Origin of the sequence: Haloferula sp. A504, from assembly GCF_044385805.1 — a bacterium.
In the GTDB taxonomy this organism is placed as follows: domain Bacteria; phylum Verrucomicrobiota; class Verrucomicrobiia; order Verrucomicrobiales; family Akkermansiaceae; genus Haloferula.
Window position 1 is genome coordinate 18,504 of sequence record NZ_JBISBU010000043.1, and the last position, 15,512, is coordinate 34,015.

The following is a 15,512-nucleotide window of genomic DNA, read 5'->3' on the forward strand; positions in this document are numbered from 1 at the left end:
TTGGTCCGGAAGACGGGTGCTCGCATCGTCTGGCCATGCGCCCCGTGCTGATTGCGTCCATCCTCGCCACCGCCTGCCTTGCGCAGGAGGCGAAGCAGGAACCGGTGGAGTTGCCCACGGCCGAGGACCTGATTTCCGAGCGCGCGCTGCTGCCGCCGCCGACGCCACCGGCGGTGCCCAAGGGAGTGGTGATGGCGATCAGTTCGACCGACCAACGGGCGCAGGAGTCGGTGCGCCACGGGATGGTCTGCCTGCACACCGGCTGGGACTTCGAGGCCTACCGGCACTTTTGCATGGCCCTCCGGGCGGACCCGGACTGCCTGATGGCGCACTGGGGCATCGCCCTCTCCCTGGTGCACGGCAATCTGGACATGGACGAGCAGCGCCGCGCGGCGCTGGACCGGATGCTCGCGCTGGTCGACCAGGGCGTCGGCACCGACCTGGAGAAACGCTACGTCTTCGCCCTGACCAAGTTGCTCACCGAGGGCGCGGTCGCGGCCGGGGATGCCTTTGCCAAGGCGTCCCGCGAATTTCCCGGCGACCCGCAACTCACGCTCCTGAAAAGTCTGCTCAACCGTGGCGGTTACGACCTGACCGGTGAGCCGACTCCGGATCAGCAACGCTCCGAGGCCGAGGTGGCGGAGGCTATCGAGAAGAACCCGGAGCTGACCTGGCTGCGGTACGCCTATCTTGCGATGCGGGCCGAGGCGGCTTCGCTTGAAAAGGACCTCGAGATGGCGCGTCAGCTGGCTGCCGACGCGCCGGAGTATCCGCCCTATTTTCATTTGCTGGGCCACTACGAGTGGCGCTGCGGGAATCACACCCGCGCGGCCAATGCCTTCGGCCACGCGGCGGACTTGTACTCGACCTGGATGCGCGACAATGGCCAGAAGGCGGTGCATTGCCCGTCGTGGACGAAATCGGAGGCCTACCGCGCCGTGGCCCTGGCATCGAAGGGCGAGTACGAGACGGCGCTGGCGATTGCCGATGGAATCTCCGCGATCGAGGTGCCGCTCGATCTGGCCACTTCCAACGGGGCCCGGATGCTCATGTGGGAGGGCAAGAGCCTGCCGATCCGAATTCTGATGCGGCGGGGCGATCCCGGGGACATGCGTCGCGCGACCAAGGTCCTGCCTCCCCTCGACGAGGTCGCGGAGCATGGCAGGAAGTCGCTCGCGCTGTGGTCCTACCAGGTTCATTCGTCGCTCGCAGCCGGGCGGTTCGCCCTGGAGAAGGGTGAACTCGATGCGGCACGCGAGGTCTCCCGCGATCTGACCCGCATCGGCGAGAACTTCGTCAAGACCCGCGGTGTGGCCCAGGCGGCCGGCGAGGTTTCCCACTGGCTGCGTGCCTTCAAGGCCTTCGAGGTGATGGTCAGCGAGTTCCGCGGCCTGCTGACGATGACCCTGCCGGCGGGCGAGCGCGGTGGGGCCTACAACTGGTATCGTTCCGCCGCGGACCGCCAGGTCCGGGCGACCTTGATGATGCCGCCATCGGTGCTGCTGCCGATGGAATGCCGGCTTTCCGAGTACTACGTCGACGCCGGGAATGACGAGCGAGCCGTCGAGGTGCTGCTCGAGGGCCTCGATGAGTATCCCAACGACTTCGAGTTGCTGGGCCGGTTGCTGGCCATCTTCGAGCGCAAGGGCATGGAGGAGGATGCCGAAACGGTGCGCGGGCAAATCGAGCGGCTTGCCGACGAGTAGACTGGACCGGCGGAGCCGTCAGGCACTCCGCACCCGTTCGGCCGCGATGCCGCGCATCTCGAAGACGCGCAGGATGGTGTCCTCGATGAGGTTGCTCGGGCACGAGGCGCCGGCCGTGACCCCGATCCTGGCCGGGCCGTCGCCCAGCAGCGCGGAGGGATAGTCGCTCTGGATCTCGGTCTTCCGGTGAAGATCGAAGTGAACCAGTTGCTGGAGGTCGTCGAGGCACTTGGCGTTGCGGATGAAGAAGGTCGGCAGTTCCTGCTCGCCGATCTCGACCAGGTGGGTGGTGTTGGAGCTGTTGTAGCCGCCGACCACCAGCAGCAGGTCCATCGGCTTGCGCAGCATTTCGAAGAGCGCGTCCTGGCGCTCCTGGGTGGCCCCGCAGATGGTGTCGAAGAACTTGAAGTTCGTCTCCTCGGTGTCGCGGTCGATCACCGCCTGTTTCACCCGGCGCTGGATCTCCTCGGTTTCGCTCTTGAGCATGGTCGTCTGGTTCGCCACGCCCACGCGCTTGAGGTGCAGGTCCGGATCGAAGCCGGGCGAAAGCGCGTTCTCGAAGCGCTTGTAGAAGGCCTCCCGGTCGCCGCCCTCGCGGATGTAGCCGCACAGGAAATCGGTGTCGTCGAGCGTGAGCACCACGACGTAGTGGCCGCTGCCGTCGTCGCCCAGCGCGCGCGAGGCGGTGGCCGCCGTTTCCTCATGGCCGGCCTTGCCGTGGATGATCGAGGTCATGCCCTCCTTCACGTAGGTCTTCACCCGCCGCCACACCTTCATCACGTCGCCGCAGGTGGTGTCGACCACGTAGCATCCCTGGTCGGCGATCTTCTCCATGAAGTGGGTCGGGGCGCCGAAGGCGGGCACGATGACGACGTCCTCGGCATCGAGCTTGTCGTAGTCGTCGGACAGCTCCTGCCAGGGCAGCGAGACGATGCCCATGTCGCTGAGCTGCTTGTTGACCTCCGGGTTGTGGATGATTTCCCCGATCAGGTAGATGTTCTGTTCGGGGAAGACCCGGCGGGCGGCGTAGGCGAGGTCGATCGCGCGCTCGACGCCGTAGCAAAAACCGAACTGCTGGGCGAGGCGCACGGTGGTGTTGTCGATCGTCAGCTCGCCCCCGTGGTTGCGGATCTTCTCGACGATTGACGAGCGGTAGTGCTTCTCGACCTCGGCGGTGACTTTTTCCATCACATCGGGTCGGCGCACGTTCACGCGCTTTCGTTTCTCCTTTCCGGCGGGTTGCGGCATGCCGGCAATGTAGGGCGCAAGGTCCCGCTGCCAAGGGGAGAAAGCCCGGTCCGGCGCGGGCTTTTCAGCCGGAAGCTTCCGGGGTGGTGCCGGAAGTCCGCAGCGAATGGACGGCCACGGGTCGGGCGAAGCCCTTGAGCGTCACCGGCTCGTGCCCGACGACCCCGAATTCCGATCCCGCCGCCCCGGCGACGGCTGAATCAACCAGCACCTCGCCGTCGCCCGCCGCGCTGCAGAGGCGGGCGGCGAGGTTCACGCGGTCGCCGAGCACGGTGTAGTTGAGTCGGTCGCTGGAACCCATGCAGCCGGCGACCAGGGGGCCGTGGGCCACCCCGATCCCGATCCCGACGTGGCGCCCGGTCCGCTCATCCAGCGCCCGCCGCTCTTCGAGCATCGCGATGGCGCAGCGGGCCGCCCGCAGCGCATCGTCACCGCCGGACCGCGGAACTCCAAAGAGGGCCATCACCATGTCACCGACGAACTTGTCGACCACCCCGCCATGCTCGTAGACCGTCCGGGTCAGGGCGGTCATGTGCTCGTTGAGGAAATCGATCACCTCGCCCGGAGGCATGCCGTCGGTGAGGGCGGTGAATCCCCGGATGTCGCAGAACAGGACCGAGGCCTCGACCACTTCGCCCCCGAGTTCGAGTTTGCCCTCCATCAATCGCCGGGCGACGGCGGGGTCGCTGACCTTTCCGAGCACCTCGTGATAGCGTTCCTTCAGCTCGAGGTCGCGGGTCATGAGGTTGAAGGCCTCGGCGAGGTGGCCGAGTTCGTCCTTCGAGCGCACCTCGACCGCTTGGTCGAACTCGCCGCGCCGAAGCCGCTCCGTGCCGTCGACCAGTGCCGCGATCGGACGATTGAAGCGGGCCGAGAGCCACAGCGCGGCCAGTGAGGCGGCAAGCGTCGCCAGCAGTCCGAGCCCGGCGATTTTCCAGCGCAGTTCATGCACGGCGTCGAGCAGTGAACCGATCGGAAACAGCGTGACCTGATAGCCGCGGCCGAGAGGTGAGTCGGGATTCAGGCTCGCGGTGGCGAGAAGGAAGGGCTCGCCATTCAGCTCCACGAGATCCGGCTGGTCGTCGGTCCAGGTCTCCTCGCTGCGAAGGGCGGCGAGGGTGTTCCTGTCCGATTCGGAGAGCCTCGGAACGAACCACTCGTCCTCGACGACCAGCCCGGCCCGGGCCTCGCGGCCCGAGAGGGACTCGGCACGCTCGAAGATCTGCTCGTCGCGGGTCTGGGCGTCGACGCCCATGAAGAACCAGCCGAGGGCGGTGCCGCTCCCGTCGGTGACCGGGGTGACGACCACCTCCTGCACATGCCGGGACGATGGGCCGCCCCGATCCTTCTCAACCACCACGTAGGCGACCTCCTGGGATGGCTGGCGGGCGAGCCGGCGGAGTTGTTCGGGGGATCGGCGGCGCCGGTTGGCGCGATCGGGAAGGGCGCGCCCCAGGGCGAGCGTTTCGCCATCGAGATTCACCACGCCCATCAGCGGCACGTCGCGGCTCGGGTTCCGGCTTCGGCCGGGTGGGTTCTGGCGACCGGCGGGCAAGCGGTCGAAATCTCCCTTGCCCCGGAGTTCCTCGAAGGATCTCAGGAATTCGCCATCCCGGGGTGGACTCCCCTTGTTCTTGAGCCGTTGTCGGACCGACTCGTGCGCCGCCAGCTCCGAGCAGACATCCCGCACCTTGTCGAGACGCTCACGGCGCGCATCGAGCAAGCCCTTGACCTGCGCCTCGAAGCGTTCGTTGACCCGCTCCCGTATCAGGTTGCGGAATTCCTGCTCGGCCAGCCACAAGGCCAGCACGCTCGACCCGACCGTGAGGGTGACGAGTGAGAGAAACAGCTTCCAGCGGATGCTCAAGGTGCCTCATCCAACATGCTCGCGGGAGATCTGTCCCGCCCATTTCGGGAGAAGAAACATCCCGGGCCGGCTCTCCTCAGCCTACGCCAGCAACAGCACCCCGGCGATGATCCCCAGCACGCACAGCCCCTTCGAGTAGCGGTGCCTTTCGCGGAACAGAAAGATGCCCAGCAGGAATGAGACGATCACCGAACTGCGCCGCACCGGGGAGATCAGCGAGATCAGGGCGTCGGGCTGGCTGATGGCGGCGAAGTAGAGAATGTCCGCCGCCAGCAGGGTGAAACCGATCACCGGAATCGCCCAGTGCCAGCGGAAGGGTTGGGGATCGGGTCCGCGGCGGGAAAGGATGACCGCCGGGACGAGCAGCAGCGCGAGGTCGATGGTGAACCAGGCCTGCACCGCCGAGGGCGCGATGCCGATGGTCTGGAGCAGATACTTGTCATAGAGCGCCGACACGGCCCCGGTCACCGTCGCCCCGATCATCAGGAACACGCCCTTGTCGCGATGGAAGTGGATGCCCTCCCGCCGCCCGACCAGCGAGAAGACGAAGAAGGCGACGAGGATCAGGGAGACACCGGCCCACTGGCGCGGCGTCGGTGCCTCGCCGAAAAACAGCACCGCCAGGGCGATGGTCCACATCGGCCCGGTGGCCCGGATCGGGGTGGCGATCGAGAGCGGCAGCGACTTCAGCCCGTGGTAGCCGAGCCACCAGGAGGTGCCGACCAGTGCGGCCTTGAGAAACAACAGGAAATGCTCCCGCCCACCGATCGAAGCGACATCGAAGAAGGCGTGGGGCAGGGAGCCGGGCGAAACCGCCGACCAGGCGGCGAAGGGGATCCACACCAGCGCCGAGGCCGCCACGCCGCCGAAAAGGACCGGCATTACCGCGTTGTCACGCAGCGCGGTTTTCTTGAGCGAATCGTAGAACCCGAGCAGCAGCGCGGATCCGACGGACAACAAGAGCCAGGACACCCGGCGGAGTTAGCGGGAATCGCGCCGATGGGAAGCGGGATTTCGGATCGAACTCCGAGAGTCAGACTACTGCTGCGTGTGGAGCACCGAGGCACGACTTTACGGAGCCAGCGTAACGGTGCCTTGTTGCTGCTTGGTTCAAGAAATGGTTGATTGGTCGGCATGAAGCAGAGGGGGTGGTGCAAGCGGTTGCTGATGAGCCCTCCATTCTGGTTTTTCGCGACCTGCCTGGCCATTGCGACGATGAACGTCGTTGCCTCTTCGGATGGGAAGTTTCATGGCCAGTCGGCGGTGCAATCCCAACGACTGCTGATCGGCTACATTATGGCGTGGTGGATCAGTTGGGATTCGAGGAAGAGTCTCCCCGGGTTCCCTTCGGACTGGGGGTTCCTTGCGGCAGGTGTGATTTTCCCTGTCTACTGGTTGACAACCCGTGGATGGCGCGGGTTTGGGTGGCTGCTGCTGATTGGGCTGGGGATCGCAGCGATCTTCCTTGCAGGGGAGATGGTCAGTCCGGCGATCAATTTCGATACCGGCAGGTGAATTGGTTGAAGGGCCAAAGGCCTGCGACATACCAGCCCGGGGCAGCGGCCCGGGTATGGATTGGGGAGGATACCGAGGGCTGAAGGACTGACACATTTTTGGTGGCGGCAGGGTCTCCCAAGGGCGGGATTCGAACAGGCTGTAGCAGGGACTCAGCGCTTTTCTACTAGGCTCAAAAGGGACTAGGGTGCGGGCGTGAAGGTGGATTGGATGCTCCCTTGTGCAGTGGCTGTTTTCTTAGACGGGTGTGTCGCCTTGCCAATCGAATCCGACTTGAGGTCACCTCGTGAAGTCTCGAGGGACTTCATGCGGATCCTGTTCAAGAGTGAGCGCGATATTCTCACGGATGAAGCCGTCAAGAAGCGCTATTTCTCGAAGGAACTGCGTCAGGCGATCGATGACAGTCTCGCGGATGCGGCTGAGTGGACTCCGCCTCCGAACCACCCATGGCCACATCCGGCGAATCAGGATCGGTTCAATCGGACGATCTTCAATTCATGGGATCTCCCCACGACGTTCTCGCTGGGAGAGGTTGCGGAGGATGGCGATTCTGCCACGGTCGCTGTTTACTACGATTGGGGCGAGGGGACTCAGTACGAAGGAAATCGCAGAGCTACATCAGTTCGGCTTGTCTACGAATCTGAGGGCTGGCGGATCGATGATTTGATCACCCATGAGGGTGCCTTTATTTCGGCGGGATCGCTTCGTGCTCAGCTGAAAGGTGGGGACTGAAGAAGCATGGATCAGGCTTTCAGCTCTCGGAAATCTGGTGATGCCCCACCCAGGCCGTTGGCCTGGGCTGGTATCTGTCGGGCCCTTGGCCCTTGGGATTCCATGGATGGATTGCGAGGCTGTCTGTGGTGAAGGTGCCAGGACTCCGCGCCCACGCCAGCGGCGCGGGCAGCAGCTCGCAAGGTGAAACCTTGCGCCACATTTGGGAGGATGTGGGCAGCACTGGGATGATGGCTGCGAATGATCATTTTTCGTGAACGCTGCCGCCGATGAAAGCAAGGACGCCGCCCTGTTGGGGGCCCTGCAGGAGTCGATTCCCTTCGTCCGCCGGCCCTTCGCGGCGATCGGGGAACGCTGCGGGCTGAGCGAATCGGAGACGCTCAACCGGATCGCGGCGCTGAAGGAGGAGCGGGTGATCCGGCAGATCAGCGCGATCTTCGACACCCGCAGCCTCGGCTACGCGTCGAGCCTGGTCGCCGCCCGGATCGCGCCGGAAAAGATCGAGTCCGCGGTGCAGGTGATCAACGCCCATCCCGGAGTCAGCCACAACTACCTGCGCAACCACGACTTCAACCTGTGGTACACGATCGCCGTTCCGCCGGACAGCCGGCTGGGGCTGGAGGGCACGGTGGATCGTCTCCACGAGCTTTCCGGGGCGGAGTCGACCCGCTTGCTGCCGACCCTCAAGCTCTTCAAGATCGGGGTCCGCTTCGATGTCGGGAACGAATCGAAGCCGGATGACCGCGCGGCACCCGCCTACACCGAGGCCAGCCGGCGGGAGAGCGATCCCTTGACCGGAGCGGAGATCGAGTTCGTGCGACTGATGCAGCGGGATCTGGAGCTGGTCCCCGAACCCTTCGTTGCGGTGGCCGGGACCCTCGGGATGGGGTTTGACGAGGCGGCGGCGATGCACGCCCGTTTTCTCGGAAACGGCCGGATGCGGCGGTTTGCGGCGGTGCTTCACCACCGCAAGGCCGGTTTCCGGGCGAATGCGATGGGCGTCTGGGCCGGACCGCCGGACGATGCCGAGGCCCTGCAGCGCCTCGGCGAGCGGATGGCGGAGTTCCAGGCGGTGAGCCACTGCTACCAGCGACCGAGCTACCCGGACTGGCCCTACAACCTCTTCACCATGGTCCACGGCAAGAGCGCCGGGGAGTGCGAGGCCACGCTCGATGCCATCGCGGCGGAAACCGGAATCCGTGAGCGCATGGCACTCTACTCGACCGAGGAATTCAAGAAGGTGCGGGTCCGCTACTTCACCGGGGAGGAACGGGCGTGGGAGGAGGATTTCAGGTAGCCCGGGGCGGATTTTTCGCACAACCTTTGGTGTTGAGCGGTGTTCTATCTCTCATTGTGCTCCCCTTATGAAACCGATCCGCTGCCTTCTTCTCGCTGTTTTCGCCCTGATGACGCCCGGTTTCGGAGCGGATCTCGGGAAACTCCAGACCTCCTTCATGGCCCGCTACGACGAGGCCAATTCAACCCGCGACGAGCAACTCAAGCAGCTTGAGGCCAGCTACCTCGGTGCGCTGGAACGGCATCTGGAGAAGGTCAAGGCGAGCGGCGACCTCAAGGTCGTGGTGCCGGTGCGGGACGAGATCGAGGCGATGAAGGCAGCGCCGGATTCATTGCCATCGCTCAAGGACGGGGCGGATGATGATTTGAAGGCCATGCGTGCGAAGTACGCGACCGCCCGCGACGGGGTGCTGCGCCAGCACGCCGGGACCTTGATCGAGCTTTCCGACAAGATGGAGGTGGCACTGCGGGCCGAGGAAAAGGAGCTGACCCGGGCGGGGAAGATCGATGATGCGCTCGCGGTCGAGCGGATGAGGGAGACCCTGGCGAAGGATGCCGGCATCCTCGCCGCCCGGGAACGGGCCGTCGCCGAGCCCAGTGCGGCGCTGGCGGGCAAGCCTGCGGAGTGGGAGTTGCTGCTCAAGCAGGGAATGAAGGTCGAGAAACAGGGCATGCATCCGGTGGGAACCCTGAGTGAGGTGGCCAAGGGCGGACGCGGTTTCTGGAGCCGCCTGCTGACGGGCGGGGATGAAGAGGATGCGGATGATGTCCTGGTCACCCCGTCACCAGCGCGCGTCTCGTTCAAGCCCGACCGGCCGGCGCGTGAGATCCGCGGCAAGGTCCGGCGGGCTTTTCCCGAAGTGACCGTGACCCTGCGGATCAAGGCGGATGGCAAGGAGGTGTTCGAGAAAACCCTCGATTGGGAGAACGACGAGGCCCGGATCGACGTCGAATTTGCCCCGGCAGGTGAGATCGAGATCGAGGCCGACGGGGATGGCCGGCGGGCGGCGTGGATTTACTGGACCGATTTCGAAAGCCGCTGAGCACGGCGTCCTGTCGGTGCGCGGGTGTCACTGCAGCTTTTGGTCAGACGGGTCGGGGCAATGCCGAATGCCGAATGCCGAATGTCGTGTCAAAGGGAGAGGGGAAGGCCCTTGTTGAACCTTGAGGGCTGCTGGTGCGCTGTGAGCCGCAGGCACGCTCGACGATGGCGCCGGGATTCGTCGGTCGGTCGTCTTCTCCAAGCACTCCATTCGGCATTCGGGAATTAGGCATTCGAAATTCCTTCCGAGTGCCCTTGTTTTCCCGGGGAAACTTGCCACTCGTTCGGAATGCGGCCTCAGCGCTCTCCCGACTTCACGTCGACGAAGCGACGCCGCGACTCGAGCAGGTGCCGGTGCATCGCCGCGGCGGCCGGATCGGCCTGGCCGGCTTCGACGGCCTCGAGGATGCGGCGGTGCTGGTCGATGACGCCGTCGAACCAGTCGTCGTCGCCGCGGGTCGCCTGGGCATACTCGATGCAGCGCTTCTCGAGGGCCCCGAGGAGGGTGGAGTAGATCCGGTTGCCCGAGCCTTCGGCAATGGAGCGGTGGAAGGCGATGTCGGCCTTGGCGAAGGCGGCGCGGTCACCGACGGCCCGTTCCATCTCGGCGAAGGCGGCACGGACCTTCTCCAAGGCCCGTTCACCCGCCCGGACGGCACTGAGTCGGGCGCATTCGCTCTCGATGACGATGCGGAAATCGATGAGTTCGTGGAAGTCGGCGTCTTCGGCCAGGGCGGAGTAGGTGCCAATCGCGCTGCCGAGGGCCTTCAGCGATGGAATCTCGATGAACGTGCCGGAGCCCTTGAGCGTGCGCAGCAGGCCCCGGCCCCGGAGTTGCTGGATCGCCTCGCGGATGACCGTGCGGCTGGCATCGAAGCGCTGGCACAGTTTTTCTTCCGAGGGCAAGCGCTCGCCCGGCGGGAGCCTGCCGGCGAGGATCTCGCGCTCGAGCTTGGTCGCGATGCTGGCGCTGAGGCGTTCCATCCGGGCAAAGTGTCGGGCGAGAATCGGGAAGCGGGAAGCGGAAAGGCAGGGAAGCGCCGGCGTCCCGCCGGCATTGGTGGGCGTGGCGGTGGTCGTATCCCGTTCGCTGCGCCGAAGCCGGAGCTTCTGCGATCACTCGCAAAGCAGAGCTTTGCGCCACGCTTGCCAAGTGGTCCATCGCGGCAAGGATGGGGGCGTGAGAAGCATTCTGGTCACCGGCGGCAACGGCGGGCTCGGTCTGGGGATCGGGCGGTATTTTCTGGAAAAGGATCCCGAGGCCCGCGTGTGGCTGGGGGTGCGGTCGCGCCGGGAGGCCGCCGAGGCATTGGCGGCGGAGTTCGACGGACGCTGCCGCCTGGTCGATCTCGAGGTGACCTCGCGCGAGGCCTGGGAGGCGGCCGTCGCGACCATCGTCGATGCCGATGGCCGCATCGATGTGCTGGTGAACAACGCCGGCATGCACCGCGACGCCCTGCTGGCGACCATGGAGGACGACGCCTGGGATTCGGTGCTCTCAAGCAACCTCGACTCGGTCTTCCTCGGCTGCCGGGCGGTCATCCGGCCAATGATGGGCAACCGCTTCGGGCGCATCATCAACATCGCCTCCCTGAGCGCCGTGCTGCCGCCGGCCGGGCAGACCAACTACGCCGCCGCAAAGGCCGGGGTCTTGGCCTTGTCGCAGACGCTGGCGAAGGAGGTCGGCCGGGCCGGGATCACGGTCAACTCGGTGCTCCCGGGCTACATCGAGACCGAGGCGCTGGGCCACATGGATGCCGAAGCCGCCAAGCGGGCCCGGGCAGGCATCCCGATGCGGCGCTTCGGCAAGCCGGAGGAGGTGGCCGCGGCGGTCTTCTTTCTCGCTTGTCAGGATGCAGGCTACGTCACAGGTTGCGCCATCAAGATCGACGGCGGAATTTTCTGAGGATCACGGAATTACGACCATGTCAGACGGAGCGGAACTGCGGCAGAAAATCAAGGAAGTGATGGTCGAGGAGTTGATGCTCGACTTCGAACCCGAGGAGATCGGCGACGACACGCCGATCTTCGGGGCGGAGGGCCTGGGCCTTGATTCGGTGGACGCGCTGCAACTGGTGGTGGCGATCGAGAAGCATTTCGGCCTCAAGGTCGGCGACGCGGAGAAGGCGAAGGAGGTCCTCCGGAGTGTCGAAACCATCGCCAAGGCCATCGAAGGCTGAGCGCCGCGGCGATGGATCGAGGGCGATGAAGAAGTGGCTGCTGTTCGCCCTCAAGCTGGTGTTGACCGCCGCCTGCCTCTGGTGGGCGTTGAGGGGGGAGAATTTCAGGGACTCGATCCTCGCCCGTCCGTCGGAACTCGGATGGCAATGGCTGGTGCCGGGGATCGCGCTGGCCGGAGTGACCGTGTTTCTCACCGCCCTGCGCCTGTGGCTGCTGCTGGCCGCGGCCGGCGTCCGCGTGTCCTTGTGGCGGGCGACCGAGCTGACCCTCATCGGCAATCTCTTCAACCTCGCGGCCGTCGGCGGTCTCGGCGGTGATGCGGCCCGGATCATTCTACTGATCCGCGATCACCCGGAACGGAAGATGGCGGTCACCATGACGGTGATGTTCGACCACCTGGTCGGCTTCGTGGCGATGGCGCTGGTCTTCTTCATGCTGACGGCCGGGCGTTTCGACGCGCTGGCGAGCCAGAGCGTGGAAACGAAGGCGATCATGAGGTTTGCGTGGGTCTTCTTCATCGGCGGCATGCTCTTCGTCACCACGCTGTTCGTCCTTTCCTATCCGTCGGTGCACGCCCGGATCCACGGCCGGGCGAAGGAGGGGCGCTTTGCGTTTCTCCGGCGGTTCCCGGAGATCTACGACATGTATCGGAAGGACTGGCCGCGCGCGCTGACCTCGCTGCTGGTGGCCATCGTGATGTTGCCGATCTTCTACGCCACCACCTGGTGCGGTGCGCGGGCGGCGGGTTCGGAAGTCGGACTGGAGCCGGTGCTGGTGGCGATGCCGGTGAGCGACATGCTCGGTGCCCTGCCGCTCTCGATCGCCGGTCTCGGGGTGCGGGAGGCGTCGCTGAAGGTGCTGATGGAAGACCTGACCGGCATGGCGCCCGACATCGCGGTGGCGGCCGGGTTGATCGGATTCTTCTGCTCGCTGGTCTGGGCCTTGGTCGGCGGGTTGCTGTTCCTCAACCCGCGGGATCGGGTCAAGGTCTCGGAGATCAAGGAACTCAATGCCGGGAGTCATGTCTGAAGCGCGCACCGCGATCTGCCTGGCCTCGTCGATGCTCGGCCACTACGCCCACTGCGGATTTCTCAATGAACTCGGGAGGCACGGCATCCGCCCGTGCCGCATCGCCGGGGCCTCGGCCGGCGCGCTGGCGGGGGCGCTGTGGGCGGGGGGGCTGCGCGGCGAGGATCTGGAGAGGGAGATCAACAGCCTGTCGTTTCGCCGGGCGTTCTTCGATCTGGGCGTGTTGCTGCGGCTGCCGGGAGTCCTGACCTGGAGCTATGCCAACGGTATCTTCGGCGGCACCCGGATGCGCAAGCGCCTCGGCCGGCTGATCGGCGACCGGCGTCTGGAGGCGATCACGGATCCCTCCCTTGAGGTGGCGGTGGCCAACCTTTCGCGCCGGAGCGGGGAGGTTCGACGCGAGGGGCCTCTCGTCGAGTTGGTGTTGGCGAGCATGTCGATGCCGGTCCTTTACCGTCCCCGGCTCGTCGACGGCGAATGGCTGGCGGATGGCGGGGTTTCCGATGCCATTCCGTTCAGTCACTGGCTCGACGACCCCGGGGTGGACCGGATCCTGGTGCACGAGATCGATTATCCGCTGGAGCGGTCGCAGCGGATGTCGCTGGCGGAAGTGGTCGGCTGTTGCCACACGATTCCGAACTCCGAACTGAAGCGCAGGCGGCGGCAGGACGCCGAGGCTTCGGGGAAGGAAATCGTCTTTCTCACCACCCGCTTGCCGCAGCCGAAGGCACTCCACGGTTCCAAATCGGCGAGGAGGATGATTGAGTCGGGGAAGGAAACGGCGCGGCAGTGGGCGAAGTCCACCGATTGAGGCCGGACGTTTCGCCACGAGAATTCCAGTGATGTCCCGTCCGCTCCAAGCCCTGCTCCTGCTCCTGCCCGTGCCGTCGCTCGGGGTGCTGGCGGGGATGTTCTGGTGGCCGGAGTCGGGGGTCGGGCAGGTGCTTTTCGGGCTCTCGAAACTGTGGATCGTGGCCCTGCCGGCGATCTGGTACCGCTTCGTCGAAAGGAAGCCGTGGAGCCGGTCGCCGGCGGAGCACGGGGGCTTCGGTCCGGCGGTGGCCAGCGGTGTCGCAGTTTCCCTGCTGATCTTCGGCGCTTATTTCCTGGTCCGCCCGTTTGGCTGGATCGACTCCGGAATGATCCGGGAGCGCGCCGAACTCACGGGCCTGGCGAACCCGGTCGTGTTCATCGGCGCCGCGATCTACTGGATCACGGTGAATTCGTTGGTGGAGGAATACGTGTGGCGCTGGTTCGTGTTCCGCCAGTTCGAGAAGCTGATCGGCGGCAAGGCGGCGGTGGTGGCATCGGCCTTCGGCTTCACCCTGCATCACATCTTCGCGCTGTGGGCGCAGTTCGACTGGAGGGTCACGGCGCTGGCCTCGCTCGGTGTTTTCGTCGGGGGCCTGCTGTGGAGCTGGCTCTACCTGCGTTACCGTTCGGTATGGCCCTGCTGGGTCAGCCACGCGATCGTCGACGTCCCGATCTTTGTGATCGGCTGGTGGCTGATTTTCTGAGGATTTGGACCGCGGAGGCGTGCCTCCGCTTTTCGAGTTGTCGGTATCCATGGTGTCGCCATCGGAATCTGCGAGGTGAGACCTGTTCCACCGGCTTTCCCGGATTCGTGATGATGATGGGAGCTCTCCATGCCGGTCGGTGGTTCCCCAAGCGGCGGCAAGCCACCGCACTCCAACGTTGAAGTTCGTGCCGTCCCTGTTTTGCTCGGCCGATGGGTCTTCCGAAGGTGCTGATGCTGGGATGGGAGTATCCGCCGAAAATCACCGGCGGCCTCGGGGTGGCCTGTGCGGCGCTGGCCGGGGCGCTCCGCGACAAGGTCGACCTGACCGTCCGCCTTCCCGACGGCGACACGGGCGATGCCTACGGCGGGGGACGGGACTACGAGGGCGATCTGCTGCGCCAGGTGCAGGCCTTCGCCGGCACCGGACACGACGGCGATTTCGACCTCATCCACGCCCACGACTGGCTGACGGTGCCGGCGGCGATGGAACTCGCCCGGAAGCGGGGGCTTCCGATCGTGCTGCACCTCCACTCGCTGGAACTCGATCGATCGGAGCAGCGCAACCGCATCTTCCTGATCGAGCGCGCCGGCATGCGGGCGGCCGAACGGGTGATCGCCGTTAGCCGCTACACCGCCGCACGCTGCGAGCGGTACTACCGGATCCCCGCCCACAAGATCGCGGTGGTGCCCAACGGGGTGGGCACCCCGCCGCGGCCCGGGACGGCCGGGCGGCGCTGCAAGGTCCTGTTCGTCGGTCGGATGACACCGCAGAAGGCACCGCAGGACTTCGTGCGGATGGCCGCGCTCGTGGCCGGCGGATTGCCGCAGGCGGAGTTTGCCATGGTGGGCAGCGGGGAGCTGCTGGAGGAGGTCAAGCGGCTCGCCGCCGATGAGGGAATCGCAGACCGAATCCGTTTTCCCGGCTTCCTGAGTCGGAGCGCGGTGATGGCGGAACTGGCGGACGCTTCCGTCCTGTGTCTGCCGTCGAAGTCCGAGCCCTTCGGGCTGGTGGCCCTCGAGGCGGCGGCGCACGGCGTGCCGGCGGTGGTGACCGACCACTGCGGCGTTGCCGAGGTCCTTTCGTCGGCCCGGGTCGTCCCCGTCGGCGATGTCGCCGCCATGGCCGGGGCGGTGTCGGCACTGCTGCGTGCTCCCGGGTTGCGTGATTCCCTCGGAAACCAGGCGCGCGACGAGACCGGGCGGGCAAGCTGGCAACGCGCCGCCGAGCGCGTGCTGGCGGTCTACCACGAGGTGCTCGCCACCCGCTGACCGGATCGCCTTGCCCGAGGATCTCCGTGGCGAAACCGGCCTCTTCCCAAGGACCGCCGATGATGAAACCGGCATCTTCTCTTCTCTCAAAAGGACCGCCATCCCCTC

At 65.8% G+C, this 15,512-nt stretch carries 15 protein-coding genes; 11 read left to right on the top strand and 4 right to left on the bottom strand.

Features of this window, described 5'->3' with window-relative positions:
• Positions 1–35 precede the first annotated feature (35 nt).
• A complete protein-coding gene (locus ACG2LG_RS17200; protein WP_396261048.1) occupies positions 36–1,706 on the top strand; it encodes a tetratricopeptide repeat protein in 1,671 nt (556 codons plus the stop codon).
• 18 nt (positions 1,707–1,724) lie between these two features.
• Here ACG2LG_RS17200 and ACG2LG_RS17205 read toward each other — a convergent pair whose 3' ends face one another.
• The 3 genes from ACG2LG_RS17205 to ACG2LG_RS17215 all read right to left on the bottom strand — a co-directional run bounded on the left by ACG2LG_RS17205 (position 1,725) and on the right by ACG2LG_RS17215 (position 5,793).
• Positions 1,725–2,954 (bottom strand): 4-hydroxy-3-methylbut-2-enyl diphosphate reductase, encoded by a 1,230-nt coding sequence (locus ACG2LG_RS17205; RefSeq protein WP_396261050.1) that lies wholly within the window; start codon positions 2,952–2,954, stop codon positions 1,725–1,727.
• A gap of 64 nt (positions 2,955–3,018) precedes the next feature.
• Positions 3,019–4,821, bottom strand: a complete 1,803-nt coding sequence (locus ACG2LG_RS17210; RefSeq protein WP_396261052.1) for an adenylate/guanylate cyclase domain-containing protein — start codon at positions 4,819–4,821, stop codon at positions 3,019–3,021.
• An 81-nt stretch (positions 4,822–4,902) separates the two neighbouring features.
• Positions 4,903–5,793, bottom strand: coding sequence for an EamA family transporter (locus tag ACG2LG_RS17215; RefSeq protein WP_396261054.1), 891 nt, complete (start codon positions 5,791–5,793; stop codon positions 4,903–4,905).
• Positions 5,794–5,988: 195 nt separating this feature from the next.
• Between ACG2LG_RS17215 and ACG2LG_RS17220 the strand changes: the two genes are divergently transcribed.
• The 4 genes from ACG2LG_RS17220 (at position 5,989) to ACG2LG_RS17235 (ending at position 9,407) form a co-directional block, all read left to right on the top strand.
• Positions 5,989–6,336: a hypothetical protein gene (locus tag ACG2LG_RS17220; RefSeq protein ID WP_396261056.1), complete on the top strand. Its 348-nt coding sequence runs from the start codon at positions 5,989–5,991 to the stop codon at positions 6,334–6,336.
• Positions 6,337–6,642: 306 nt separating this feature from the next.
• Complete coding sequence (locus ACG2LG_RS17225; protein WP_396261057.1) at positions 6,643–7,068, top strand: hypothetical protein; 426 nt, start codon at positions 6,643–6,645, stop codon at positions 7,066–7,068.
• A 253-nt stretch (positions 7,069–7,321) separates the two neighbouring features.
• Positions 7,322–8,365, top strand: coding sequence for an AsnC family transcriptional regulator (locus ACG2LG_RS17230; protein WP_396261059.1), 1,044 nt, complete (start codon positions 7,322–7,324; stop codon positions 8,363–8,365).
• Positions 8,366–8,432: 67 nt separating this feature from the next.
• Positions 8,433–9,407 (top strand): hypothetical protein, encoded by a 975-nt coding sequence (locus ACG2LG_RS17235; RefSeq protein WP_396261060.1) that lies wholly within the window; start codon positions 8,433–8,435, stop codon positions 9,405–9,407.
• A 296-nt stretch (positions 9,408–9,703) separates the two neighbouring features.
• Here the strand turns inward: ACG2LG_RS17235 and ACG2LG_RS17240 are convergent, their stop codons facing one another.
• Positions 9,704–10,390, bottom strand: a complete 687-nt coding sequence (locus tag ACG2LG_RS17240) for a FadR/GntR family transcriptional regulator (protein WP_396261062.1) — start codon at positions 10,388–10,390, stop codon at positions 9,704–9,706.
• Positions 10,391–10,586: 196 nt separating this feature from the next.
• Here ACG2LG_RS17240 and ACG2LG_RS17245 point away from each other — a divergent pair, with 196 nt between their 5' ends.
• The 6 genes from ACG2LG_RS17245 to ACG2LG_RS17270 all read left to right on the top strand — a co-directional run bounded on the left by ACG2LG_RS17245 (position 10,587) and on the right by ACG2LG_RS17270 (position 15,404).
• Positions 10,587–11,312 (top strand): SDR family oxidoreductase, encoded by a 726-nt coding sequence (locus tag ACG2LG_RS17245; RefSeq protein WP_396261064.1) that lies wholly within the window; start codon positions 10,587–10,589, stop codon positions 11,310–11,312.
• A 19-nt stretch (positions 11,313–11,331) separates the two neighbouring features.
• The gene (locus ACG2LG_RS17250) at positions 11,332–11,586 is read left to right on the top strand and encodes an acyl carrier protein (protein WP_396261065.1); all 255 of its coding nucleotides are present in this window, start codon (positions 11,332–11,334) and stop codon (positions 11,584–11,586) included.
• Positions 11,587–11,611: 25 nt separating this feature from the next.
• Positions 11,612–12,616, top strand: a complete 1,005-nt coding sequence (locus ACG2LG_RS17255) for a lysylphosphatidylglycerol synthase transmembrane domain-containing protein (RefSeq protein ID WP_396261067.1) — start codon at positions 11,612–11,614, stop codon at positions 12,614–12,616.
• Positions 12,609–13,427, top strand: a complete 819-nt coding sequence (locus tag ACG2LG_RS17260; RefSeq protein WP_396261069.1) for a patatin-like phospholipase family protein — start codon at positions 12,609–12,611, stop codon at positions 13,425–13,427. The genes ACG2LG_RS17255 and ACG2LG_RS17260 overlap by 8 nt, the downstream gene beginning before the upstream one ends.
• A 31-nt stretch (positions 13,428–13,458) precedes the next feature.
• The gene (locus tag ACG2LG_RS17265) at positions 13,459–14,133 is read left to right on the top strand and encodes a CPBP family intramembrane glutamic endopeptidase (RefSeq protein WP_396261071.1); all 675 of its coding nucleotides are present in this window, start codon (positions 13,459–13,461) and stop codon (positions 14,131–14,133) included.
• Positions 14,134–14,345: 212 nt separating this feature from the next.
• A complete protein-coding gene (locus ACG2LG_RS17270; protein WP_396261073.1) occupies positions 14,346–15,404 on the top strand; it encodes a glycosyltransferase family 4 protein in 1,059 nt (352 codons plus the stop codon).
• The last annotated feature ends 108 nt before the right edge of the window (positions 15,405–15,512 follow it).

Bases quoted from the DNA above. Each gene is read 5' to 3' on its own strand.
- ACG2LG_RS17240 (WP_396261062.1), bottom strand. From the start codon at position 10,390: ATGGAACGCCTCAGCGCCAGCATCGCGACCAAGCTCGAGCGCGAGATC.
- ACG2LG_RS17270 (WP_396261073.1), top strand. From the start codon at position 14,346: ATGGGTCTTCCGAAGGTGCTGATGCTGGGATGGGAGTATCCGCCGAAA.
- ACG2LG_RS17255 (WP_396261067.1), top strand. From the start codon at position 11,612: ATGAAGAAGTGGCTGCTGTTCGCCCTCAAGCTGGTGTTGACCGCCGCC.
- ACG2LG_RS17205 (WP_396261050.1), bottom strand. From the start codon at position 2,954: ATGCCGCAACCCGCCGGAAAGGAGAAACGAAAGCGCGTGAACGTGCGC.
- ACG2LG_RS17225 (WP_396261057.1), top strand. From the start codon at position 6,643: ATGCGGATCCTGTTCAAGAGTGAGCGCGATATTCTCACGGATGAAGCC.
- ACG2LG_RS17235 (WP_396261060.1), top strand. From the start codon at position 8,433: ATGAAACCGATCCGCTGCCTTCTTCTCGCTGTTTTCGCCCTGATGACG.
- ACG2LG_RS17200 (WP_396261048.1), top strand. From the start codon at position 36: ATGCGCCCCGTGCTGATTGCGTCCATCCTCGCCACCGCCTGCCTTGCG.
- ACG2LG_RS17260 (WP_396261069.1), top strand. From the start codon at position 12,609: ATGTCTGAAGCGCGCACCGCGATCTGCCTGGCCTCGTCGATGCTCGGC.
- ACG2LG_RS17250 (WP_396261065.1), top strand. From the start codon at position 11,332: ATGTCAGACGGAGCGGAACTGCGGCAGAAAATCAAGGAAGTGATGGTC.
- ACG2LG_RS17220 (WP_396261056.1), top strand. From the start codon at position 5,989: ATGAGCCCTCCATTCTGGTTTTTCGCGACCTGCCTGGCCATTGCGACG.
- ACG2LG_RS17265 (WP_396261071.1), top strand. From the start codon at position 13,459: ATGTCCCGTCCGCTCCAAGCCCTGCTCCTGCTCCTGCCCGTGCCGTCG.